We start from the raw sequence: 22,241 nt of genomic DNA on the forward strand, positions 1-22,241 counted from the left end.
TGGCCTATGGATGTTCCGGCCACATTAGGAGCTCAAACATGTGAGCAGGTGACATGGAGGGGTAGGGTTTCTTAGTGCCGGTCCCGGCCGACCCCTTGGGACTGCAACCGCCACAACCGAAGCGCCACCTGGACGTCAAGGGACCTGCTGCCGCGGCGCCAGCTTCCGCCCAGGACGCTGTCGATCCGGTCGAGGCGCTGGCGGAGGGTGTTGGGGTGGATGTGCAACGCGGTGGCGACGGAGTTAAGGGACGCGTCGTTTTCCAGGAAGGTCCACGCCGTGTGGACAAGGTCTGTTCCCCGTCTGCTGTCGTATTCGAGGAGCGGTCCGAGCTGGGAGGCCAGCAGTTGCGCGGCGAACGGGCTGTCCATGGCCCCGAGCAGCATCCCGGCGGTACCCAGGATGGCCCGGTCTGCCGACTCCCCTTTCCGGTTCAGCGCAGCGAGGGCCTTCAGCACCGAGTGTGCTTCGGCGTGGGCGGCCGACAGGCGGCCGAACCCGATCACCGGCTGGGAGGAACCGACGGTGCACTCAATGCGGTGGCGCTTCAGGGTCTCGATGATGTCCCGGCCGGCGTCAGTGGTCCCCGCCTGGTCTGCGCTTTGCCATGCAGGAGGTTCGATAACGCACAGGTGGGATTCATGCAGCGCAGTGATTCCGGCACCGCCGGAAGGCCGCCCTTTCAGTACGGCGAGGGCGCGTTGGCGCTGGTCATCCCCGACACCGACCACCCGGACCACCAGCGGGACATTGTCCGCCAGGCCGAACCGCCCGGCACGCCGTTTCAGTGCGTCGACGTCACCTGCCCGGGGATGCAACAGTTCGTCAATCAGTTCCAGCTGCAGCCGGTACTGGGCGTCCTGGTAGGTCCGTTCGAACAGCAGCGCGGCGCTGAGCACCAGGGCGCTTCGTTCGAGGATGGCGAGCCCGGATTTTGTGAGCTCGCCGGCAACGACCAGGGAAGCGAGGTGCTGGTCGCCCGCAACGGCGGACATCATGGTGTACCGGCTGCCCTTCACCGCGAACGGAACGGGCACTGCCCGGGCCGCGGAGGCTTCGGCCGCCTTCAAGGCGGCAGGCGAACCGAAGTCCGCGCCCGGGGCGGCGCCGTGCAGTGGTTCCCCCATCGGGGAGACGACCGACACTTCTTTATCGAGGGACTGCGACAGGAGGACGAGAAGGTTGGAGATGCTGTCCGTGGACGCCAGGGTCTCCATGAGTCTTTGGTCCAGGGACGAAAGCTCCTCGAGGGTCCGTACGTGGGCGAGGTTTTGGCGCCGGGCCTGGTCCAGCCGGGAAAGGGCGTCCGCCATCTCCGTGAAGTGGCGGGCGTTCTCCAGGGCAACAGCGGCGTGGGTGCCGATGGACTCCATGAGGGCGACGTCGTCACTGCTGAAACTGTGTGCGTGCCTGTCGGCAACGAGCAGTGCGCCGATGACGCGGCCTTCGGCCAGCAGGGGCACGCCCATGATGGCCTTGACTCCCTCGGCGGCCACGGCTGCATCGATCGGTTCAAGGTGGGTCTTCGACATATCGCTGAGATAGTCCGGGCTCTGTGACGGTGCCTCTCCGGTAGCGACCGCCCCGAGGACCCCTTCACCCAACGGCATGCGGATGTTGCGGAACAGGGCAGTGGCCGCGCCGTCCGTGACGCGGATATAGGACTCGCCCCGTTCGTAATCATTGAGGCTCAGGTATGCAATGTCGCTGCCGATCAGGGCGCGCGTCCTCCTGACGATGGCCTTTAGCACCGCTTCCACGTCGCGGATCCCAGTCAGGTCCGTGGCGGTGTCGTAAAGAACGCGGAGAAGGCTCTCTCTGCGGCCTGCTTCCCGGAGGCGTGCGTTGAGGTTGCGCACCGCTGCTGCGCCGGCCGCGTCCAGCAGGGATGCATCCTGGAGGGCACCCAGCTGTGCTTCAAGTTCGGCTTCGGAAATCCCGTCACCCAGCAGCGACAGGAGGCGTCCAAGCGTCATGACCGTAGTTCGGCCAGTGCTGGCCGGGCCTGACGTACCGCCGGAGAGTCCCATAGGGCCATGTTAAGGCGGCAGGAGGGCCGCCCGCGCGCGAAGGTCGTTTCCTGCTGGAACCCAACGCTCCGGAAGCGGACTACCGCGCGTCCGCGCGGGCGGCCAGTCAGGGACCGCCGAATATGCGTTTGCCGCCCCGCCACTGCGGCGGTCCGGTCCGGTGGAGAAGGCCACGCTGGAACAGGCGGCGGCGAGCCTGGGCGTTGACCCCGTACGGGTCCTGGGCAGCAACTGGGTGGACAACGGTCCGGGCTGGATGGGCATTAGGCTGGACTCCGCGGAAACCGTCTTGGGCCTGCGCCCGGACTTTGCGGCCATGGGCTCCTTGAACCTTGGCGTCATTGGCGCCTATGGCGCGGGCGGACGGTCATCAGCGGCCAGGTCACCATTTAGGTCAGGTAGCCATTTAACCGGCAGCATCCGTCGGAGCGGCCCGGTCATCAATCCCGGCGGCCAGCCCATCGATCCGTTCCAGTGCGCCGGTGAGCCGTTCCACGGTGGACCACAGTGCGGGATGCTGCCGACGGATGTCCTCCAGCGTGCTGCCGGCAGAGCGGAGCGCGCCAAGGTCGAAGCTGACATTGGTGCGCGCCCCGGCCACCGCTGCGCGCAGGGCGCCGAAGGCCACCACGACGTCGGCAACCAGGGCGCGGTTGCCGTTGGCTGCCAGCCAGGCAAGGTCATCCACGGCAGCGATGGCGCGGTCGCCGAGCACCGCGGAGGCCTTCGCGGCTTCCACCGAGGCGGCCCGGATGGCTTCGTCGCGCTCTGGCCCCGATTCCAGCCGGAAGGCGGCACCGAAAGCCTGCGACGCCGTCGCATCCTCGTCTGCCAGCCGCAGCGCCTCCGCCCGAAGCGTCTGGGCGCGCGTCCGGATGCGCTCCACCTCGCCGCGGGCCCCGCCGTCGGCCTCTGTATAGCCGGCCACCATGGAGGTGAGCGACGCCGCCACCGCCAGCATCAGGCCGGTCCCGGCGCCGCCGCCGGGGGAGCCGGTGGACTCGGCCAACGCGCGCGTCCACTCCTCAACGGTGGAGCCTTGGGTGGTCACGGCAGCAGAATCATCCATGGCATCCAGTGTGCCCGCTCACCGAGGCGACGGCGTGGTATTCCCACCGAGTGGCGGCGTCCGCGGCGGAACGGTGCGCCGCTGGCGGGTGGCCTCGATGGCCGAGGCCAGGTGCAGCAGGGTGCTGTCGGTGTAGGCCCGTCCGGCGATGGTCAGCCCCACCGGCATGCCAGTGTCGGCCATGGTCCCCATGGGAACCGTGACGGTGGGAATGCCCAGGTGCCGGACCGCCAGGTTGCCGTTTGCAACCCATACGCCGTTGCGCCATGCCAGCTCTGCCGAAGCCTCGTTTGTGTCGGCGTCCGCAGGTCCAACATCGGCTGCCGCCGGAAAGATGACGGCGTCCAGGCCGAGCCGGTCCATCCAATCCTCGAGGTCGATCCGCCGGGTCTCCTCCAGCCCGCGCAGGCCTTGGGCCAGATGCGGAATGTCCTCCAGGGCCGGGATCCCGCATTCGCGTGCCCGCTCCACGTACCCGGCAGGGTCGAAATCCAGTTCGGCGTAGCGGTCCGGCAGCGCCCCGTCCGGATGCGGAAAGATGCGGGGACCGTCGACGTCGGCAAGGCGGTTCAGGGACGGGTCGCCGTTGGCGTCGAGGAAGTCGTTCCAGGACCACATGGACAGATCCCAGAGCTCGTATTCGAGGTATGCCGTGCTAACAAGTCCGCGGGTGGCGATGGTGGGTGCACCGGGGCGGTCCCCCTCGTAATTGCTGACCACGGGAAAATCCACCTCGACCACCTGGGCGCCTGCGGCCTCCAGGTCACCCCTCAGGCGCTGCCACAGCTCCAGCACTGAGGGCCTGGTAAGGATTTTCTGGCCGGTGGGGCCGCCAAAACCCGGTGCCGGGTTCGTTCCAGCACCGGGATCGGCATTGATGTACATCCGCGGAACTCCGAAGCGCCGCCCGTCGAGGGCGCGTTCGGCCGAGTCCCTGTCCGCGACCGCAAGGGAAGCATAGTCAGCAGGCCGCACGCTGTCCGCCGTCGGGATCTCCACCCAAGGCTGTGTGCGCCAGAAGTCACCGCGGGTCCGGCCGTCGTCGGCGACGATGACGTCCAGGACCTCAAGGAGGTCCGGCATGCTGCGTGTATGCGGAACCACCACGTCCATGGTGGGTACCAGTGGCCAGTTCCCGCGGACGGAGATGACTCCCCGGGACGGCGTGTACGCGCACAGGGCGTTGTTGGAGGCCGGGGCCCGGCCGGAGGACCAGGTTTCCTCGCCGAGTCCGAACGCGGCGAAGCTGGCCGCCGTCGCGGTTCCGGAACCGTTGGACGAACCCGAGGCGAACGCCGCCGTCAGGTACTCGGCGTTATAGGGGCTTTCCGCCCGCCCGTACAGCCCGCGCTGCATGCCGCCGTTGGCCATCGGCGGCATGTTGGTCAATCCGATCAGCACCGCTCCGCCCGCCCGGAGCCGTTCGATGGTGAAGGCATCCGTGCGCGCCACAAGATGTTCGAAGGCAGGAGAACCTGCGGCGACCGTCAGCCCCCGGACTTGGAAGCTGTCCTTCGCCGTGTACGGTATCCCGTCCAACGGCCCCAACAGGGCACCGGCAGCGCGTCGTCCATCCGATGCCCGCGCTTCGGCGAGGACATCGGGGTTCATGACCACCAGGGCGTTCAGCCGAATTCCATCCTGGTCATATGCCGCGATCCGCGCCAGGTATTGGCGGACCAGCTCCTCGCTGCTCACGAGTCCGGTTTCCATGGCATCGCGGAGCTCCGCAATCGAGGACTCGACGACGTTGAAGTGGCTCATCGTGCGCCCCTGCCGGCAGGCTGCTGCTGGGTGATGCAGTGGATGCCGCCGCCGAAGGCGAAGATATCGCGGGCATCCACGAGTTCCACCGCGCGGCCCGGATACGCCTCGGCCAGGATGTCCGCGGCCACCTTGTCGTTCGGGTCTTCAAAGGCGCAGAGCACCACAACGCCGTTGGCGACGTAGTGGTTGATGTAGGACCAGTCGACGAAACCGCTTCCGTCGTCCAGGACTGTCGGGGCGGGAACGTCGATGATGCGCAGGCGGCGGCCTGCAGCGTCCACCGCATCCTCGAGGATGCTGCGGAGCTCCCGGGTGACCCGATGGTCGGGGTGGCGCGGATCCTCCTGCCGGTGCAGCAGGACGGTGCCGGGTGCTGTGAATGCGGCCACGATGTCGACGTGTCCGCGTGTGCCGAACTGGCCGTAGTCGCGGGTGAGCCCGCGGGGCAGCCAGATGGCTTTGGTGGTGCCGAGCCGGGCGTGGACTTCCGCCTCAACCGTTGCTTTGGTGGCGCCTGGGTTGCGGCCAGGGTCCAGCTGCACGGTTTCTGTCAGCAGGACTGTACCTTCGCCGTCCACGTGGAAGCCGCCGCCTTCATTGACCAGGCTGCTGCTGCGGACGGTGGCGCCGACCCGGCCGGCGATAAATGCCGCCAGGTGCCGGTCTTTGTCCCATGCGGCCCAGTCCTGGCCTCCCCACCCGTTGAATGTCCAGTCGACGGCCGCAACTTGTCCTCCCTCCCCGAGCACGAAAGTGGGGCCGGAGTCACGGAGCCACGCATCATCGAGAGGCGTTTCGACGACGGCGATGTCGCCGCCCAGTTCGGTGCGTGCGGTCTCGGCATCGGCCGGGCGCGCCACCACAGTGACCGGCTCGTACCGGGCCAAGGTCCTGGCAACGGTTCCCCAGGCGTTGCGGGCTCTTGCCAGCGTGCTGCTGCCGGCCGTACCGAACGTGGCGTTGGCCGGCGGAAATGCCATCCAGGTCCGGGTGTGAGGATGCCATTCGGCGGGCATCAGGGGCGCTGCGGGTGAAATGGGCTCCATGGTTCGGAAAGTCCTCGTATCGGAATGGTGCAGCTTCATTGCTGCACTATAAATGAATGACGTTCATTTATAGTGCAGCATGAGGCAGCCGGGATGCAAGGAAGGGCCGGGAGCTGGGTGTTCTGGTGGTCCGGTTACGCGGGCAGGAGTGCGGCGAGACCGTCGATCAGGGCTTCGAGTCCGAGTGTGAAGGCGGCATCCGCCGACTTGCCGCCTGAGTGGGCCGCGCTGCGTACGGCGGCGGTGAAGTGCGGGGTGGACTCCGCCATGGAGCCCGGGTCAAAGATGTCCGCCGGTGCGGTCACGTCGTAGGCGGATCCGAAGATAAAGGACTCAAGAGCCACGATGGACGGCACGATCCGATCCTCGGGGAACCCCGCATCGGCGAATCCTCGGGTGACGGTTTCGTACATGGCCAGCGTCTGCGGTGCGTCGGTGACGGGCAGGACTGCGATCACCGGAATCAGTGGGGTATGTTCCGCAAAAACATTGCGGTAGCTCCACGCCCAGCCGCGCACGGCGTCACTCCAGGGCGCCGTGCCGAACAGGGAAACATCCACCAGTGACGCGAGATGGTCCTCCACGAGAAGGAGGACGTCGCGCTTTGCCGCCACGTGGTTATAGAGGGCGGACGGGGCCACGTCCAGCTCCTTGGCCAGGGCGGCCATGGTGAGCCCGTCGTAACCCTTGCGCTTGACGAGCTTCAGTGCTGCCGCCGTAATTCCGGCTTTGTCCAGGACTGCCGCGGAGGGTCGGCCGGCACGCCGTTTTCCGCCGCCCGGGGTGTCGGTGGAGGGTCCTTGGGCAGCAGGTACTGCAGGCATTACGGCCCTTTCTGTGGTGGTTCCTGCATTATTCCACCCGCCGCCTTCCGGTCGGGCCAGGAAGCGGTTACGCTAAATAATGAACGCCGTTCATTTAGTCGGCATTCATCGACTTGGACCCACGCTGTGTGGGCTGCAGAGAGGACATCATGCTGAACCTGAACCGAGACGTCGTGGTCGTCGGAGCGGGACCGTCGGGGCTTACAGCTGCACGCGAGCTCAGGCGGGCCGGCCTTACCGTTGCCGTGCTGGAGGCGCGCGACCGCGTCGGGGGCCGGACCTGGACCGACACCGTGGATGGTGCCGTGCTGGAGATAGGCGGTCAATGGGTTTCGCCGGACCAGACCGCGCTCCTCGAACTGCTGGATGAACTGGGGCTGGAGACCTATCCGCGCTACCGCCGCGGCGAGTCGATATACATCGGCGCGGACGGCATTCCCGTGCGCTACGCCGGCGGTTCGTTTCCCGTGGACCCGGCCACTGCCGTCGAAATGGCACGGCTGACCGGGCTGCTGGATGCCCTGGCCGCCGAAATTGGCGCGGCAGAGCCATGGGCCCATCCCAAAGCCCGCGAACTGGACACCATCTCCTTCCACCAGTGGCTGCGTGCGCAGTCGGACAGCGAGGAGGCGTGCAACAACATCGGCCTGTTCGTTGCCGGCGGCATGCTGACCAAACCGGCGCACTCCTTCTCCGCCCTGCAGGCCGTGCTGATGGCCGCGTCGGCAGGCTCCTTCAGCCATCTCACGGATGAGGATTTCATCCTGGACCGGCGCGTGGTGGGCGGGATGCAGCAGGTCTCGCTGCTCCAGGCGGAGGAGTTGGCGGACGACGTCGTCCTGGACAGTCCCGTCCGCACCATCCGGTGGGGCGGGGGGGACAGCGCCGGCGTCACCGTCATGTCCGACCGCGCCACCGTCAACGCCCGCTTTGTCATCATGGCCGTGCCGCCCAACCTGTACTCCCGCGTATCCTTCGACCCGCCGCTGCCGCGGCGCCAGCACCAGATGCACCAGCATCAGTCGCTCGGCCTGGTGATTAAGGTGCATGCGGTCTACCGGACGCCCTTCTGGCGGAACTCCGGGCTTTCCGGCACCTGCTTCGGTGCCGGATCCCTGGTCCAGGAGGTGTACGACAACACCAATCACGGGGATGCGCGTGGGACGCTGGTGGGTTTCGTTTCGGACGAAAAAGCCGACGCCGTCTTCGAATTGGGTGCCGACGAGCGCAAGGGGGCCATCCTGGCGTCCATTGCCGGCTTCCTGGGCGCCGAGGCCCTGGAGCCCGAGGTTTACTACGAATCCGACTGGGCCTCCGAGGAATGGACCCGCGGTGCGTATGCCTCAAGTTACGACCTGGGAGGGCTTCATCGGTACGGCAAGGACCAGCTGGCTCCGGTTGGCCCCATCTACTGGTGCTCCTCGGACCTTGCCGCCGAGGGCTACCAGCACGTGGACGGCGCTATCCGGATGGGCCAGTTCACCGCCGCGAGGATTTCAGCTGTCGCGGGGACATCCGTTGACGCGATGACGGGAGTTCCGGGAGGAATCTAGCCGGACCCGCTACAGCTGAACAACAAAGCGGGGCCCGTCCGGAGAATCTCCGGACGGGCCCCGCTTTATGCCGTGGCTCTGGATCTACTCCGGAACCACCAAGGCAGGAGTGTCCTGCCGAAGGGTCTCGCCGCGGAAGAACCCGGGCCGCAGCCGGGACATGATGACCATGAAGACGGCCCCGAGGGCGAGGATGCCGACGCCGAGCACGAAGACCAGCCCCACTCCGAAGAGTTCCGATCCGCTGCCGAATTCCGGTGCCAGGCTGTCCACCGCCGTCTGCAGGAACACCACCAGCAGGCCGAGTCCGCCCAGCAGCGGGCATGCCAGCCGGAACACGAAGTTGCGGATGCTGCTGAAAACGCTGTTGCGGAAGTACCAGGCGCAGGCGAATGCCGTGAGGCCGTAGTAGAAGCAGATCATCAGGCCGAGGGCAAGGATTGTGTCATTGAGGACGTTTTCGCTGACCACATGCATCACGGCGTAGAAACCCGCGGAAAGAATCCCGGCCGCTATGGTGGCGAAGCCCGGCGTCGCGAATCTGCTGAGCCGGTTGAACGGCGCGGGCAGTGCGCCATAGTGCGCCATGGCAAGCAGGCTGCGGGACGGAGAGGTGAACGTGGACTGAAGCGAGGCAGCGGAGCTGGACAGCACGGCCAGGGACATCAGGATGGCGAACGGACCCATGATGGGTGACGCCAGCGCCGTGAAGATATTCGCGTGGTTTTCCTCGTTGTTCAGGCCCAGGCCCTGGGTGCCTACGCCGGCGAACATCATGGTGGCGATGCTGACCAGCAGGTAGATGCCAAGGACAATAACGGCGGTGAGGGTTCCGGCGACGCCGGCCGTCTTCTTGCCGTTGGCTGTTTCTTCATTAACGGTCAAACACACGTCCCAGCCCCAGTAAACGAAGATGGACAGCGAGATGCCCGCTGCGACCTGGCCGAACGTCTCGATCCTTGTAACGTCGAACCATTCCCAGCTGAACGGGATGGACGTTGCGGACGAGTTCCAGTTGGCGAATGCCATGGCGACAAACATCCCGAGCACCAGCAACTGGAAGCCCACGAGTCCGTACTGCACCACCTTGGTGGCGTGCAGCCCCCGGTAGCTCACCCAGGCGGCCAGCGCCACGAAGACGAAGCACGTCGCGATGTTGAGGGGTTTGTCTGCTGCAAGGTCCGCCAGTCCCGGCAGGCCCGTAAGTTGCGCCATGAAGAGGTAGAAGAAGTCGACGGCCACCGCTGCAAGATTGGACAGCACAATGATGTTCGCGGCGAGCAGGCCCCACCCGCCCATCCATCCCACCCACGGACCGAACGCCTTGGTGACCCAGGTGAAGGTGGTGCCGCTGTCCGGCGAGTCGGCATTGAGCTCGCGGTAGGCCAGGCATACCAGGATCATGGGGATGAACCCGATGAGGAAGATGACGGGCAGTTGGAGCCCGGCTTCATTGATGGTGGGGCCCAGCGCGCTCGTCAGCGTATACGCCGGGGCGATCGTGGAGATGCCAATGACGACGACGGCGAGAAGGCCGAGTTGCCCGCCTTTCAGTCCTTTCGGACTAATGCCGTGCGGCGCTGGGGCCACGGCGGCTCCGTTGCCGCCGGAGTTGGTGCGGATGCTTTGGGTCATGTCGCTCCCTTTCTGGGTATCGGCACAGCTCCATGAAACAGCAGTTTGCTGCTGAGGGGTGCCGTGGGACGCAACCGTCGCGAATGTTGCATGAGACGGCCGTCACTAAATGAAGGACGTTCATTTAGTATTGACTGGGTGGGGGCGTGAGGCAAGCTAAAAATGAATAAAGTTCATTTGAGACAGGCCGATTGGCCGGCGCCACCGGTCCTATCCGCAGTGATGGAATGGAGGGGCTCTGTCACTTAGCCAGGGAGGACCCCATCACGGCAACCCCAGTCCAGCGCCACCGGTACAGCTACGGGGCGGATCCCAGCCAGTGGGGCGAGCTCTTCCTGCCCGGTACATCCGAAAACCGCGGCGTCGCCGTCGTCATCCACGGCGGCTACTGGCGCTCCCGCTACGGTGCGGAGTTGGGCGAACCGCTCGCACTGGATTTGGCCCGCAGCGGCATCCCCGCGTGGAACCTGGAATACCGGCGCGCAGGCAATGGCGGCGGTTGGCCCGCCACGTTCCAAGACATCCTGGCCGGGATCGGCAAGCTCCGGGACCTCGCGGACGGGCACGGCCTGGACCTGGGCCGGGTGGTGGCGCTGGGACATTCTGCCGGCGGACATCTCGCCGTCTGGGCGGCCGGGCAGCAGGCGGAACACGGCGTCCGCCTCACCGGCGTGGTCAGCCAGTCGGGCGTGCTCAACCTGGCCCTGGCGGAGGAACTGAACCTCAGCGATGGTGCCGTGGCCAACCTGCTGGGCGGGCCGTCGTCGGCCGTTCCGGAACGGTACCGCAGCGCGGACCCCATGGCCGCGCTGCCGCTGGACGTGCCGGTAGTGGCCGTCCATGCCGAGGACGACGCCGACGTCCCCCTCGCGCTGTCCGCCACCTACGTTGCGGCGGGCGCAGCCGGCGGGGTCCCCGCGCGGCTGGTAATCGTCCCGGGGGACCACTTCGCGCTGATCGACCCTACCGCGGAGGCCTACCGGACGTGCCGGGAGCTGGTCCGGGAGCTCTTAACGTAAGCCCCGAAACGCGAATTCTGGCAGAGTATGTCCATGCTCACAGTGATCGGCGAAGGCCTTGTTGACGTTGTCCAGCGCGCTTCCGGAATTGAGGCGCACGTGGGCGGCAGTCCGCTCAATGTCGCGGTGGGGCTGGCCCGCCTTGACCACCCCGTACAGTTCATCGGCCGCTACGGACGCGACGCGTACGGCGACTCCGTGGCCGCGCATCTCCGCTCCAGCTCGGTGATGCTTCCGATGGGTGCCGATGACCTCCCCACGAGCGTGGCCACCGCCCTGATTGACGACGACGGCGCCGCCACCTACACCTTCGACCTCACCTGGGAGCTTCCCGGACTGCCCGAGCGGCTCGCCTTCATGCTGCAGGGAACCACCCTGCTGCACACCGGATCCATTGCGACGATGCTGGCGCCGGGGGCCAAAGAGGTACTTGCCGCCGTCGAATTCGCCCATCCGCACGCCACCATCAGCTTTGATCCGAACTGCCGGCCCAGCATCATCACGGACGTGGATTATGCCCGGAGGCAGGCGGAAAAGTTCGTCACGCTGGCGGACGTGGTGAAGGCTTCGGACGAGGACCTGGAGTGGCTCTACCCGGGCCAGGACCCGCTGGAATCCGCACGCCGCTGGCTCAAGCTGGGCGGCTCGGAAGGGCCGGCCATGGTGGTGGTGACGCGCGGCTCCGCGGGCCCGTGGGGTATTACCGCGGCCGGGGAAGCGCACGCCGCGGCGCCACGCGTGCAGGTGGCGGACACCGTGGGTGCGGGCGATTCCTTCATGGCGGCGCTGCTCTCCGGGCTGGTGGACCGCGGCCTGGACGGGGCCCAGAACCGCAAGGACCTGCGGGAAATGCCCGCCGAAACCCTCGCCGAACTGCTCGCCCACGCGGCGCGCGCTGCCGCCGTTACTGTCTCCCGGCCCGGCGCCAACCCGCCCACGCGTGAGGAGATGAACGCAGCGCCCGTGGAGTAGTCGGGGAGATTGTCCCTAAGGCCTGCGGGCCCAACGGCCCTATCGCTGGTCCGCCACGGCGCCCATGCTGGGCAGATGACCGGTGAACTGGCACTGCCCCCCGCTGTCGAACGCCATCCGTCCGCTAACTATGCCTTGCACCCGGACCGTCTCTGGGTCCGCCTGCTGCGCGCCGCCGTCGGTATCTTCGTGCTCGTGGCCATCATCCAGAAGACCTACGATGCGACGCTGCCAGGCAACGATGTGGACATCGCCCAGCTCTATTCGGAATTCACGGTGCAGGCGAACCTCGTCCTTGGACTGGTGCTCCTGGTTTCCGCCGCGCGGCCAAGGGCAGGGTTGCCGCAGTGGTGGGACCACCTGTTCGGCGCCCTCGTCCTCTATCTGGTGATGACCGGCATCATCTACATCGTCCTGATAGCCCCTGCAGACGAGCCCTGGTGGAGCTGGGACCTCTACTGGCCGCAGATGGCGCACCACCGGCTGGCACCCGTGTTCGTTGCGCTGGACTGGCTGCTGGTGACCAAGACTGCCCGCGGCGCGTGGTGGCGTCCCCTGGCGTGGTTGGGCTACCCCACCGCTTTCCTCGTCTTTTCCTGGCTGCGCGGCGGCATGGATGGCTGGTACGTCTATGACTTCCTTGATCCGACCCTCGAAGGTGGTTGGTCGGCCGTCCTCATCACAACGGCGGAAGTACTTTTCGCGTTCCTCCTGGCCGGCCTCCTGGTGCACCTGGCCGGAAACCTTCGCGCCGGGCATGGGGGCCTTGGGTCCCGGGATGCACCGGCGTCGCTTTCACCATAGGCTGGCCGGGTGGATACAGGTACCGTGAATTCCCGCGAACAGGGCGGGCAGGTCGACAGGCAGTCGCGCATTCTTGAAGCAGCGCTGGAACTGCTGTCGCGCCACGGGATCTCTGGTGTCAGCATGCGCGCGGTGGCGCGCGAAGCGGGAGTCGCCCTCGGCCTGGTGAACTATTACTACGAGGACAAGTCGAGCCTGATCCGCGCGGCACTGCACAGTGTAGACAAGCACGACCTCGCACTGGTTGCGCCGGACCCTGCACTGCCCCCGGACGAGCAACTCCGGAATGCACTCCACCGTGTTGCGGGTCCGGACCTCTTGACCACGCGCTACCTGTCCCTGCGCCTCCATCTGTGGGCGCTCGCGAAGGCGGACGACGATTTCGCCCTGATCAATGCCGCGGCGTTCGACCGATACCTGGACGGGCTTGCGGCGCTGATCGGGAATGCCAAGCCGCAGCTGTCCGCCAAAGAATGCAGGGAGCGGGCTGCCGACATCGTTGTCCTGCAGAACGGCATGTGGCTCACTGCGCTCCTTGGTGTGGACAAGGAATCGATCCGCCGGAGCATCGCCCGCACGGAGGAGATCGCCTTCGCGGCGTAGTGAATAACAGTTGCAGTTTCCACGCGACTTTGCCGTGCCCGAAAAAATTTGAACACTTGTCCAGTTTTCCTATTGAACACTTGTTCAAGGTGCACTAATCTCCTTGGATATGACCTGCACCACATCGGCTGAGGTCAGCTAGAAGGAGTCTGCAGCATGACAAGAAACAGCTACGACTACGTCATCGTCGGCGGCGGAAGCGCGGGTTCCGTACTCGCCAACCGGCTGAGCGACGGCGGCCGGGCCAGCGTCCTGGTCCTCGAGGCCGGGCGGAGCGACTACCCCTGGGACCTCTTCATCCAGATGCCCGCCGCGCTCACTTTCCCCAGCGGCAACCCGCTTTATGACTGGCGCTACGAGTCGGACCCGGAGCCCTACATGGGCGGCCGCCGCGTCGCTCACGCCCGCGGCAAGGTCCTGGGCGGCTCAAGCTCGATCAACGGCATGATCTTCCAGCGCGGCAACCCCCTCGACTACGAGCGCTGGGGTGCCGACCCCGGCATGGAGACCTGGGACTTCGCACACTGCCTGCCGTACTTCAACCGGATGGAAAACGCGCTCGCCGCCGACCCGGACGATGAACTCCGCGGGCATGACGGTCCGCTGGTCCTGGAACGCGGTCCGGCCACGAACCCGCTCTTCCAGGCGTTCTTCAAAGCCGCGCAGGAAGCCGGCTACCCGTTGACGGACGACGTCAACGGCTACCGCCAGGAAGGTTTCGCAGCCTTTGACCGCAACGTGCACAAGGGCCAGCGGCTTTCGGCGTCGCGCGCCTACCTGCGGCCCAATTTCGGCCGGAACAACCTGACGGTCCTGACCCGGGCACTGGCCACCAAGATCAACTTCACGGGCAACGTGGCCACCGGCGTCACCTACCGCCGCAACGGCAAGACCCACCAGGTGAACGCGGGTGAGGTCATCCTGGCCGGCGGCGCCATCAACACCCCGCAGCTGCTCCAGCTCTCCGGCATCGGCGACGCCGCCCACCTGAACACCCTGGGCATCAACTCGGTAGTCAACCTGCCCGGCGTCGGACAAAACCTGCAGGACCACCTGGAGGTCTACATCCAGCACGCCTGCACCCAGCCGGTGTCCATGCAGCCGGCCCTGGACGTCTGGCGCATGCCGTGGATCGGCATGCAGTGGCTCTTCGGCCGGAAGGGCCCGGCCGCCACCAACCACTTCGAGGGCGGCGGTTTCGTCCGCTCCAACGAGGACGTGGCGTACCCGAACCTGATGTTCCACTTCCTCCCGGTGGCCGTCCGCTACGACGGCCAGAAGGCGGACGCCAAGCACGGCTACCAGGTGCACATCGGGCCCATGTACTCGGACGCCCGCGGCACCCTCAAGATCAAGTCCACCGACCCCACCGTGCACCCGTCCATGGTGTTCAACTACCTGTCCACGGACCAGGACCGCCGCGAATGGGTCGAGGCCATCCACGTGGCCCGCGACATCCTGGGCCAGTCCGCCATGAGCCCCTTCAACGGCGGCGAACTCTCGCCCGGCCGTGCGGTGCAGAGCGACGCCGAGATCCTGGACTGGGTTGCCCGCGATGCCGAGACGGCGCTGCACCCGTCCTGCACCGCCAAGATGGGCCCGGACTCCGACCCGATGGCCGTGGTGAATCCCCTGGACATGACCGTGCACGGCACCCGCGGCCTCCGCGTTGTCGACGCCTCGGCCATGCCCTACGTCACCAACGGCAACATCTACGCCCCCGTGATGATGCTCGCCGAAAAGGCCGCCGACCTGATCGCCGGCAAGGCACCCCTGGCGCCGCAGCACGCGGAGTTCTACCGGCACGGCATCAGCCCGCTGGAGCGGAATGCCGCCGCTGCCCCGGCAGGGGCTAGGCATGAGTGACGCTGGAAAAGGAGCAACCATGACAGCCACTGTTGAGCAGGCACCCCAGGCCAGCCAAAGGCAGGACATCATCAAGGGACTCTTCATCGACGGCACCTGGCAACAGGCGTCCGACGGCGGCACAACAGTCGTGCGCTGCCCTGCGGACGGCAGCGAGGTGGCAGTTGTCGCCAAGTCGACGCCGGAGGACGCGGAGCGGGCCATCGCCAGTGCACGCACCGCGTTCGACGACGGCCCCTGGCGGCGGCTCACCGACCTTGAACGCGGTGCGGTCATGCTCTGCGTGGCTGAACTCTTGGAGCGGGACAAGGCCGCCTATGCCCGGGCCGAGGCGCTCGACACGGGCAAGCGCCTCGTCGAAGCCGAATACGACATCGACGATATTGCCGCCTGCTTCCGGTACTACGGAAAGATCGCTGGCCTCGACGCCGGCCGGGTAATCGACACCGGCCGACCAAACGCCATCAGCCGTGTGGTCTACGAGCCACTGGGCGTGTGTGCCCTCATTGCACCGTGGAACTACCCGCTCCTCCAGGCCGCCTGGAAGGTGGCCCCGGCGCTTGTCGCGGGGAACTCTTTCGTGCTCAAACCCAGCGAGCTCACGCCCTCCACCGCCATCCTGCTCATGGAGACCCTTGCGGAAGCCGGGGTTCCCGCCGGCGTCGCAAACCTGGTGACCGGAAGCGGGTCGAAGGTGGGCGGCCCGCTCAGCTCCGACCCGCGCGTCGACCTCGTCTCCCTGACCGGCAGCCTGGCCACCGGCCAGACCATCATGGCCGCCGCCGCGGAGACGGTGAAGCGCGTCGCCTTCGAGCTCGGCGGAAAGAACCCCAACGTCGTCTTCGCGGACGCGGACTGGGACGCCGCCGTCGACAACGCCCTGACCGCCGTGTTCCTGCACTCCGGCCAGGTCTGTTCGGCAGGGGCACGGCTCGTCGTCGAAGAGCCGATTGCGGAACGGTTCGTGGCTGAGGTGGTGGAACGGGCCCAAAGGATCCGGATGGGCGGGCCGTTTGATCCCGACGCGGAGACGGGGCCGCTCATCTCCGCAAAGCACCGGGACCAGGTCCACGCCTATGTCCAGGCCGGCATCGCGGAGGGCGCCGAACTGTTGTGCGGCGGCTACATCCCGGACGACGGCCCGCTCGCGGACGGCTTCTTCTACCCGCCCACCGTGCTCGGCAACTGCCGCTCCGGCATGAGCGTGCTGCGGGAGGAGTCATTCGGCCCGGTGCTGACCGTCGAGACATTCCGGACCGAGGACGAGGCCGTGGCCATCGCCAATGACACGGAGTACGGCCTGGCCGGGGCAGTCTGGACGTCGGACGCGTCGAAGGCGCAACGCGTCGCAGCCGCGCTGAGGCACGGAACTGTATGGATCAACGACTACCACCCGTATGTTCCCCAGGCGGAGTGGGGCGGTTTCGGGAAGTCCGGTATCGGGCGTGAACTTGGCCAGGCAGGCCTTAATGAGTACCGGGAGGCGAAGCACATCTGGCAGAACATCCAGCCCGCGCCCAGCGGCTGGTTCGGCTCATTGCCGGAGGAAGTGGAGGCGGCCGACGCCGACTAGGCAACAGCATTGGGGGAAACGCCAGGGCGCCGCAACGGCGCGGCGCCCTGGCCGAGTGTTTCACCTGCGTCCAATGGCGGCCGCAGGTCATCACCGTCGTGCTTTTCTGACTTAGGAGTTCAATTGATGGAACCCAGCAAGAGTACTGATTCAAGCGGCATGGACCAGTTCGGTTATGCCCAGACCCTGGACCGCAGCATCGGCAAATTCGCCAGTTTCGCGGCCGGAGTCAGCTACATCTCCATCCTCACGGGCGTTTTTCAGCTGTTCTACTTTGGTTTCGCCATGGCCGGCCCGGCCTACGCCTGGTCCTGGCCGCTTGTTTTCGCCGGACAACTGATGGTGGCCCTGTGCTTCGCGGAACTGGCGGGACGCTACCCCGTGGCAGGTTCAGTGTATAACTGGGCCAAACGGCTCTCCTCCGGTACCTTTGCCTGGCTGGCAGGGTGGCTGTTGTTGATTTCCTCCATTGTGGCGCTGGGCGCCGTAGCCCTTGCCCTGCAGCTCACCCTGCCGCAGATATGGTCCGGGTTCCAGGTCATTGGCGATGGTACGGGCCCCTACGACTACGCCGTCAACGGCGTCCTGCTCGCGAGCATCATGATCGGGATCTCCACCCTGATCAACGCCTTCGGCGTGAAACTCATGACCAAGATCAACAGCGTGGGCGTGTTCGTTGAACTTGCGGCCGCTGTGCTGCTGATCCTGGCCCTCGGCTGGCACATGCTCCGCGGCCCCGGCGTGCTCTTCGAAGCCAAGGGATTCGGGGAAGACCACCCGCTGGGCTTCTTCGGAGTGTTCATCATCGGCGCCATGGCATCGGGCTACGTGATGTACGGCTTTGATACCGCCAGTTCATTGGGTGAGGAAACCAAGGACCCGAAGCGCACCGCGCCCAGGGCAATCCTGCGGGCCATTACCGCTTCTTTCGTATTGGGCGGACTGATCCTGCTCACGGGCCTCCTGGCCGCTCCGGACCTGGACGATCCCAAGCTTGGCTCCGCCGATGGTGGGCTGCAGTACATTGTGCTCTCCGTTTTGGGCGGCCCGTTCGGCAAGGCATTCCTGGTCTGCATCGTGGTGGCCGTTATGGTCTGCACGCTGGCCGTCCACGCCGCCGCCATCCGCATGATGTTTGCAATGGCCCGCGACAACAATCTTCCGTTCAGCCGGCACCTGGGCAAAGTGCATCCGGTCCGGAAGACTCCCACTGTCGCCGCCATCGTGATCGGAATCATCGCGGTCATCCCGCTGATCGTGAACGTTTCCCAGCCAGCCATCTTCACCATCCTCTCCAGCATCAGCATCGTCCTGATCTACCTCTCCTACCTGCTGGTGACCGTACCCATGCTCCGTAACCGGCTGGCAAAGAAGTGGCCGCTGTCCGACGACGGCACGGAGCCCGGCTTCAGCCTGGGCAAATGGGGACTGCCGGTGAATGTCCTTGCCGTGGTCTGGGGCGGTGCCATGACGCTGAACCTGATCTGGCCGCGGCCGGAGATCTACAACTCGGTGCCACCGTTCGAGTGGTACCTGCAGTGGGGCGGGGTTATCTTCGTCGCCGCAGTCACCGTTACCGGGGTCCTGATGTACCGCTTGAAGCTTCGGCACCAGACAGGTGTCCTCGCCGAGCACGCCGCGGCAGCCGTCGTGCCCCTGTCCAGAGGTTCCGTAGAGGCTGAATCTTCGGCTGGAATCCAGCTCGTGTCGTCCACGGCAGGCCATGGTGTTGCATCAAGGGCAGGCACCGGCTCCTAGGTTCTGCACCTGCAGCGCACAGGAAAGGGCATCCCTTCGCGGTGGAGATTCGCGAAGGGATGCCTTTCCCTGGGTCAGCCGCCGTGGGGCTGGAAGGAGGCTCCGCCGTCGTCCGATACGAATACCCCGGTGGACGTCGCAGCGAAGATGCGCAGGCTGTCGCCGGAACCCGTGGCGGCGACAGCCATGGCCTGGCCCTCCAGACGTCCCTTAGGTGCCCACGCGGTGCCGCCGTCGGACGAGGTGTGCACTGTTCCGTTGGGCTCCACGCCCACCGCGTCCAGCCCGCCGGCGAACGCGGCGAACTGGATCACCGGCCCGCCCTCCTGCAGCGCCCATGTCCGGCCGCCGTCCGTGGAGCGCTGGATGCCCGCCTCGGTGGTGGCCAGGACGGTGTCGGATTCCGGGTTACCGGCCAGCGCGGCGGGGGCGAACCCGGCATTCACCGCCTCCCAGGTGGAGCCGTCCTGGCTGATGCGGACCGTCCCGTCGAAGGCGACGATTCCGGACTTGGTGGTGGTCAACGTGTGGAAATCGGACTCGCCCTGCCGCGAGACTTCCTCCCAGGTGGCGCCGCCGTCCGTGCTGCGGATCAGGCCAACCGGGTTGGGGAGGGTGGAGTCATGGCCGGGATGCCCGGATGCGTAGAAGGTGCCCGGGTCCTTGGCGGCGGTAAAACCCATGAGGTCGATGGTGGGGCCGACCTTGACGGGGTCGGCGGTGACATCGAACAGCCCTTCGTGCGTGGCCAGCAGGACCTTGCCGTCCGCGCCCACGCTTAGTCCGTGGACGTGCGCACTGGGCAGCGCGGACTGCGCGGCTGACGTTGTTGTCCTCTCGGGCGCAGCCCCGGGAGCGCAGGCGGCGAGGGAAAGGGCAAGGACGACGGCGGCTGCCGCGCTACCGGCGGCGCGCAGACGGAGCGTGGGGTTAGACATGGGGACAAGCCTATCGGGGCCCGGTGCGGCCCTTGCGGCGGGGGCGGTGCGTTCAGGACCTATGGCACTGCCCGCGGAACCGTAAACCACGGACGATGAAAGTGCCATGAACTCCTCCACACCGCACACCATCCTGCAGCGGCGCGACTTCCTGGGACTCTCCGTTGCCGCCGCCTCCGCCGCCCTCCTCACCGCCTGCACGCCTTCCGGCCGGTCCGGGGGCCAGCGCATCTACGCCGGTGATGCGGCCGTCCGCGCGGCCGAGGACGCGCGCCCATCCAGCGGCAAGACGGTTACGGCGGCACTGACCGCCGCTCCCTTCGCCGCGGACCTCGGCGCCGCCGCAGCGGGCGGGACGCTGTCCACCTGGGGATACGACGGGGCCATGAACGGCCCCCTGCTGCGCGGCTCCGTGGGCGATCGGCTGGAGGTGGCCCTCGCCAACCGTCTGCCGGAACCCACCAGCATCCACTGGCACGGTCTGGCCCTGGCCAACAGCCAGGACGGCGTGGAGAAGCTCACCCAGGAGGCCACCGCCGCGGGCGCCGGCTTCAACTACGGTTTCAAGCTCTCCCACCCGGGAACCTACTGGTACCACTCGCACATGGAGCTCCAGCGTGAACGCGCACTCTACGGTGCCCTGATCGTTGACGACCCGGACGAGCGCAAGGACTACGACCACGAGTGGGTCATTCTCCTGGACGACTGGCTGGACGGCGTCACCGGCAGCCCGGAGGAGGTCCTGGCCGAGTTGAACCAGGGCATGGGCTCCATGATGCGCGGCGGACACATGGCCATGGGTTCGGTAAGCCCGTTCCTTGGCGGGGACGCGGGGGACGTCCGTTACCCGCTGCACCTGTTCAACGGCCGGGTCCCGGCGGACCCGGACACCCTCGCCGCAAGGCCAGGGGACCGGGTCCGGCTGCGGATCATCAACGCCGCCGGGGACACCGCCTACCGGGTGGGCGCCCCGGGTGCCCGGCTGACGGTGACCCACACCGATGGGTTCCCCGTGGAGCCCAAGGATGTGGACGCCGTCGTGCTTGGCATGGGCGAGCGGATCGACGCGCTCCTCACCGTGCCTGCCGGCTGGACCCCGCTGATGGCCCTCCCCGAGGGCAAGGCCGGCCTGGCGCTGGGGCGCATCCGCGCCGGCAGCGGCAGGGAGCCAGTACCCGCCGCCCTGCCCTCCCGCATCAACGGCGAAGTGTTCGACGGCGGCCGCCTCACCTCCGCGGCGTCCGTCCGCCTTCCGCGCAAACCCGTGACCGTCCGCCATGCCGTGCGCCTGACAGGTTCGATGATGGGCTACAACTGGGGGATCAACGGCCGCCGCTTCGCCATGGATTCACCGTATGACGGTGCGCTCGCGGTCCGGCAAGGGGACCGCGTACAGCTGGACTTCATTAACCCGAGCGTGATGTGGCACCCCATGCATCTGCACGGGCACACGTTCCAGATCGGCGAGTCCGGCGCCCGGAAGGACACCGTGATTGTGCGGCCCGGAGCCACGGTGTCCGTGCTGTTCGACGCCGACAACCCTGGCCAGTGGCTGTACCACTGCCACAACGCCTACCACGCCGCCAGCGGGATGATGGGTGTCCTCAGCTACGTCCGCTGATGCCCCGTAGACTGGCAGGATGCGGCTGGTAGCAAGCGATATCGACGGAACAATCCTGGGTCACGACGGGAAGATCAGCGCCCGCACCGTCCGCGCGTTCCACGCCTGCCGGGATGCGGGCATCGAGCTTGTCTTCGTCACAGGCCGGCCGCCGCGCTGGCTGCACCCGCTGGAAGAGCAGCTCGGGCACACGGGCCGGGTGATCTGCTCCAACGGCGCCGTCGTGTGGGACCTGGAAGCGGACAAGCTCGTGTCCGCCCGCACCCTGACCACCGACGCCGTGCTGGAACTGCGCCGGATCATCAAGCAGCTTCGGCCCGCGGCTCTCTTCGCCGTGGAAACCCTGGACGGCTTCCACCTGGAGCCCGGCTTCATCGAGAACGGCTCCAGCGAACTGCTGGGCGAATTCACGCCCGCCCCGCTGGCCGCGACGCTCGCCGCCGGCGAAGCCGTGGCCAAGTTCCTGGCGATTGTCCGGGAGGGCACCGCAGATGACTTCCTGGCGCAGGTGCGCCCCGCCGTCGCGCATTTGGCGTCCGCCACCCACTCCGCGCCCAACGTGGCGATGCTGGAGCTGGCCGTACCCGGCGTCAACAAAGCGGTCACCCTCGCCGGGTACGCAGCGACCCTGGGGATCGACGCCGCCGACGTGGTGGCCTTCGGCGACATGCCCAACGACATCGAGATGCTCCGCTGGGCAGGGCACGGGTACGCGATGGCCAGTGGCCACCCGGAGGCGATCCGCGCCGCCGGCCGGCAGGCGCCGCATTTTGATGACGACGGCGTTGCCCAGGTCCTCGAGGAACGGCTGGCAGCCTTGGGCGTCAGACTATAAGCCTGCTGTCAGCTGGCGCTCACCCCGCGTTCATCTTGGCTTCCTACCTTGGAGTAGGGAAATCGATGAGGGGGTAACGATGGGCAGAAGCGTCAAACGCCATACGCTGGACGGACCGGTGCGCAAGGTCTCGCCGGCGCCGCACTGGAAGAAGCTCCGGCAGGGCGACCGGGTCCGCGTAAAGCTGGCTCCCGGCTTCGAAACCGGCGGGATCGTAGATGCCGTAACGGCCGACCACGAGGCCGTGTGGGTCCACCTGGACGACGGAGCCGGCCGCACGCTCCTGCACTGCAGCGACAGCGTGGACATCCGGCGCGGGGACGCCTGA

18 protein-coding genes are annotated in these 22,241 nt (G+C 66.8%); 11 read left to right on the top strand and 7 right to left on the bottom strand.

Annotation, left to right across the window (positions count from 1 at the left end; all coding sequences use genetic code 11):
* Nucleotides 1–71 precede the first annotated feature (71 nt).
* The 5 genes from ACIQC0_RS03525 to ACIQC0_RS03545 form a co-directional block, all read right to left on the bottom strand.
* Nucleotides 72–1,976, bottom strand: coding sequence for a helix-turn-helix domain-containing protein (locus ACIQC0_RS03525; RefSeq protein ID WP_400532653.1), 1,905 nt, complete (start codon nucleotides 1,974–1,976; stop codon nucleotides 72–74).
* A gap of 460 nt (nucleotides 1,977–2,436) precedes the next feature.
* Entirely contained in the window at nucleotides 2,437–3,099 is a 663-nt protein-coding gene (locus ACIQC0_RS03530) for a cyclodeaminase/cyclohydrolase family protein (protein WP_377216437.1), read from the bottom strand.
* A gap of 18 nt (nucleotides 3,100–3,117) precedes the next feature.
* Nucleotides 3,118–4,863 carry an amidase gene (locus ACIQC0_RS03535; protein WP_400532655.1) on the bottom strand — a complete coding sequence of 582 codons (1,746 nt, stop codon included), beginning with the start codon at nucleotides 4,861–4,863 and terminating at the stop codon, nucleotides 3,118–3,120.
* On the bottom strand, nucleotides 4,860–5,951 hold the full coding sequence (locus tag ACIQC0_RS03540) for an agmatine/peptidylarginine deiminase (protein ID WP_400532657.1): 1,092 nt from the start codon (nucleotides 5,949–5,951) through the stop codon (nucleotides 4,860–4,862). Before ACIQC0_RS03540 ends, ACIQC0_RS03535 begins: the two co-directional genes overlap by 4 nt.
* 95 nt (nucleotides 5,952–6,046) lie before the next feature.
* The gene (locus ACIQC0_RS03545) at nucleotides 6,047–6,736 is read right to left on the bottom strand and encodes a TetR/AcrR family transcriptional regulator (RefSeq protein ID WP_400532659.1); all 690 of its coding nucleotides are present in this window, start codon (nucleotides 6,734–6,736) and stop codon (nucleotides 6,047–6,049) included.
* A 149-nt stretch (nucleotides 6,737–6,885) separates the two neighbouring features.
* On the opposite strand from ACIQC0_RS03545, the gene ACIQC0_RS03550 reads away from it, so the two are divergent.
* Nucleotides 6,886–8,289: a flavin monoamine oxidase family protein gene (locus ACIQC0_RS03550; protein ID WP_400532661.1), complete on the top strand. Its 1,404-nt coding sequence runs from the start codon at nucleotides 6,886–6,888 to the stop codon at nucleotides 8,287–8,289.
* A gap of 84 nt (nucleotides 8,290–8,373) precedes the next feature.
* Here the strand turns inward: ACIQC0_RS03550 and ACIQC0_RS03555 are convergent, their stop codons facing one another.
* A complete protein-coding gene (locus ACIQC0_RS03555; RefSeq protein WP_400532663.1) occupies nucleotides 8,374–9,924 on the bottom strand; it encodes an APC family permease in 1,551 nt (516 codons plus the stop codon).
* Nucleotides 9,925–10,151: 227 nt separating this feature from the next.
* Between ACIQC0_RS03555 and ACIQC0_RS03560 the strand changes: the two genes are divergently transcribed.
* The 7 genes from ACIQC0_RS03560 to ACIQC0_RS03590 all read left to right on the top strand — a co-directional run bounded on the left by ACIQC0_RS03560 (nucleotide 10,152) and on the right by ACIQC0_RS03590 (nucleotide 18,519).
* On the top strand, nucleotides 10,152–10,943 hold the full coding sequence (locus ACIQC0_RS03560; protein WP_400532665.1) for an alpha/beta hydrolase: 792 nt from the start codon (nucleotides 10,152–10,154) through the stop codon (nucleotides 10,941–10,943).
* Nucleotides 10,944–10,976: 33 nt separating this feature from the next.
* Complete coding sequence (locus ACIQC0_RS03565) at nucleotides 10,977–11,915, top strand: carbohydrate kinase (protein WP_400532667.1); 939 nt, start codon at nucleotides 10,977–10,979, stop codon at nucleotides 11,913–11,915.
* A 75-nt stretch (nucleotides 11,916–11,990) separates the two neighbouring features.
* On the top strand, nucleotides 11,991–12,719 hold the full coding sequence (locus ACIQC0_RS03570) for a Pr6Pr family membrane protein (protein ID WP_400532669.1): 729 nt from the start codon (nucleotides 11,991–11,993) through the stop codon (nucleotides 12,717–12,719).
* A gap of 9 nt (nucleotides 12,720–12,728) precedes the next feature.
* Nucleotides 12,729–13,322, top strand: coding sequence for a TetR/AcrR family transcriptional regulator (locus ACIQC0_RS03575; protein ID WP_377216446.1), 594 nt, complete (start codon nucleotides 12,729–12,731; stop codon nucleotides 13,320–13,322).
* A gap of 156 nt (nucleotides 13,323–13,478) precedes the next feature.
* The gene (gene betA, locus ACIQC0_RS03580) at nucleotides 13,479–15,188 is read left to right on the top strand and encodes a choline dehydrogenase (protein ID WP_400532671.1); all 1,710 of its coding nucleotides are present in this window, start codon (nucleotides 13,479–13,481) and stop codon (nucleotides 15,186–15,188) included.
* Between the two features lie 19 nt (nucleotides 15,189–15,207).
* A complete protein-coding gene (locus tag ACIQC0_RS03585) occupies nucleotides 15,208–16,761 on the top strand; it encodes an aldehyde dehydrogenase family protein (protein WP_400532673.1) in 1,554 nt (517 codons plus the stop codon).
* Nucleotides 16,762–16,887: 126 nt separating this feature from the next.
* Entirely contained in the window at nucleotides 16,888–18,519 is a 1,632-nt protein-coding gene (locus tag ACIQC0_RS03590) for an APC family permease (RefSeq protein WP_400532675.1), read from the top strand.
* Between the two features lie 74 nt (nucleotides 18,520–18,593).
* Here ACIQC0_RS03590 and ACIQC0_RS03595 read toward each other — a convergent pair whose 3' ends face one another.
* Nucleotides 18,594–19,457 carry a F510_1955 family glycosylhydrolase gene (locus ACIQC0_RS03595; RefSeq protein WP_400532677.1) on the bottom strand — a complete coding sequence of 288 codons (864 nt, stop codon included), beginning with the start codon at nucleotides 19,455–19,457 and terminating at the stop codon, nucleotides 18,594–18,596.
* A 106-nt stretch (nucleotides 19,458–19,563) separates the two neighbouring features.
* On the opposite strand from ACIQC0_RS03595, the gene ACIQC0_RS03600 reads away from it, so the two are divergent.
* The 3 genes from ACIQC0_RS03600 (at nucleotide 19,564) to ACIQC0_RS03610 (ending at nucleotide 22,241) form a co-directional block, all read left to right on the top strand.
* Nucleotides 19,564–21,078 carry a multicopper oxidase family protein gene (locus ACIQC0_RS03600; RefSeq protein WP_400532679.1) on the top strand — a complete coding sequence of 505 codons (1,515 nt, stop codon included), beginning with the start codon at nucleotides 19,564–19,566 and terminating at the stop codon, nucleotides 21,076–21,078.
* A gap of 19 nt (nucleotides 21,079–21,097) precedes the next feature.
* A complete protein-coding gene (locus ACIQC0_RS03605; protein WP_377216452.1) occupies nucleotides 21,098–21,913 on the top strand; it encodes an HAD family hydrolase in 816 nt (271 codons plus the stop codon).
* A 79-nt stretch (nucleotides 21,914–21,992) separates the two neighbouring features.
* The gene (locus tag ACIQC0_RS03610) at nucleotides 21,993–22,241 is read left to right on the top strand and encodes a hypothetical protein (protein WP_400532681.1); all 249 of its coding nucleotides are present in this window, start codon (nucleotides 21,993–21,995) and stop codon (nucleotides 22,239–22,241) included.

Origin of the sequence: Pseudarthrobacter sp. NPDC092419, assembly GCF_044755045.1 — a bacterium.
GTDB lineage: Bacteria > Actinomycetota > Actinomycetes > Actinomycetales > Micrococcaceae > Arthrobacter.

Coding starts and splice junctions, on each gene's coding strand:
- ACIQC0_RS03525 (WP_400532653.1), bottom strand. CDS start 1,976: ATGACGCTTGGACGCCTCCTGTCGCTGCTGGGTGACGGGATTTCCGAA.
- ACIQC0_RS03530 (WP_377216437.1), bottom strand. CDS start 3,099: ATGGATGATTCTGCTGCCGTGACCACCCAAGGCTCCACCGTTGAGGAG.
- ACIQC0_RS03535 (WP_400532655.1), bottom strand. CDS start 4,863: ATGAGCCACTTCAACGTCGTCGAGTCCTCGATTGCGGAGCTCCGCGAT.
- ACIQC0_RS03540 (WP_400532657.1), bottom strand. CDS start 5,951: ATGAAGCTGCACCATTCCGATACGAGGACTTTCCGAACCATGGAGCCC.
- ACIQC0_RS03545 (WP_400532659.1), bottom strand. CDS start 6,736: ATGCCTGCAGTACCTGCTGCCCAAGGACCCTCCACCGACACCCCGGGC.
- ACIQC0_RS03550 (WP_400532661.1), top strand. CDS start 6,886: ATGCTGAACCTGAACCGAGACGTCGTGGTCGTCGGAGCGGGACCGTCG.
- ACIQC0_RS03555 (WP_400532663.1), bottom strand. CDS start 9,924: ATGACCCAAAGCATCCGCACCAACTCCGGCGGCAACGGAGCCGCCGTG.
- ACIQC0_RS03560 (WP_400532665.1), top strand. CDS start 10,152: ATGGAGGGGCTCTGTCACTTAGCCAGGGAGGACCCCATCACGGCAACC.
- ACIQC0_RS03565 (WP_400532667.1), top strand. CDS start 10,977: ATGCTCACAGTGATCGGCGAAGGCCTTGTTGACGTTGTCCAGCGCGCT.
- ACIQC0_RS03570 (WP_400532669.1), top strand. CDS start 11,991: ATGACCGGTGAACTGGCACTGCCCCCCGCTGTCGAACGCCATCCGTCC.
- betA (WP_400532671.1), top strand. CDS start 13,479: ATGACAAGAAACAGCTACGACTACGTCATCGTCGGCGGCGGAAGCGCG.
- ACIQC0_RS03585 (WP_400532673.1), top strand. CDS start 15,208: ATGACAGCCACTGTTGAGCAGGCACCCCAGGCCAGCCAAAGGCAGGAC.
- ACIQC0_RS03590 (WP_400532675.1), top strand. CDS start 16,888: ATGGAACCCAGCAAGAGTACTGATTCAAGCGGCATGGACCAGTTCGGT.
- ACIQC0_RS03595 (WP_400532677.1), bottom strand. CDS start 19,457: ATGTCTAACCCCACGCTCCGTCTGCGCGCCGCCGGTAGCGCGGCAGCC.
- ACIQC0_RS03600 (WP_400532679.1), top strand. CDS start 19,564: ATGAACTCCTCCACACCGCACACCATCCTGCAGCGGCGCGACTTCCTG.
- ACIQC0_RS03605 (WP_377216452.1), top strand. CDS start 21,098: ATGCGGCTGGTAGCAAGCGATATCGACGGAACAATCCTGGGTCACGAC.
- ACIQC0_RS03610 (WP_400532681.1), top strand. CDS start 21,993: ATGGGCAGAAGCGTCAAACGCCATACGCTGGACGGACCGGTGCGCAAG.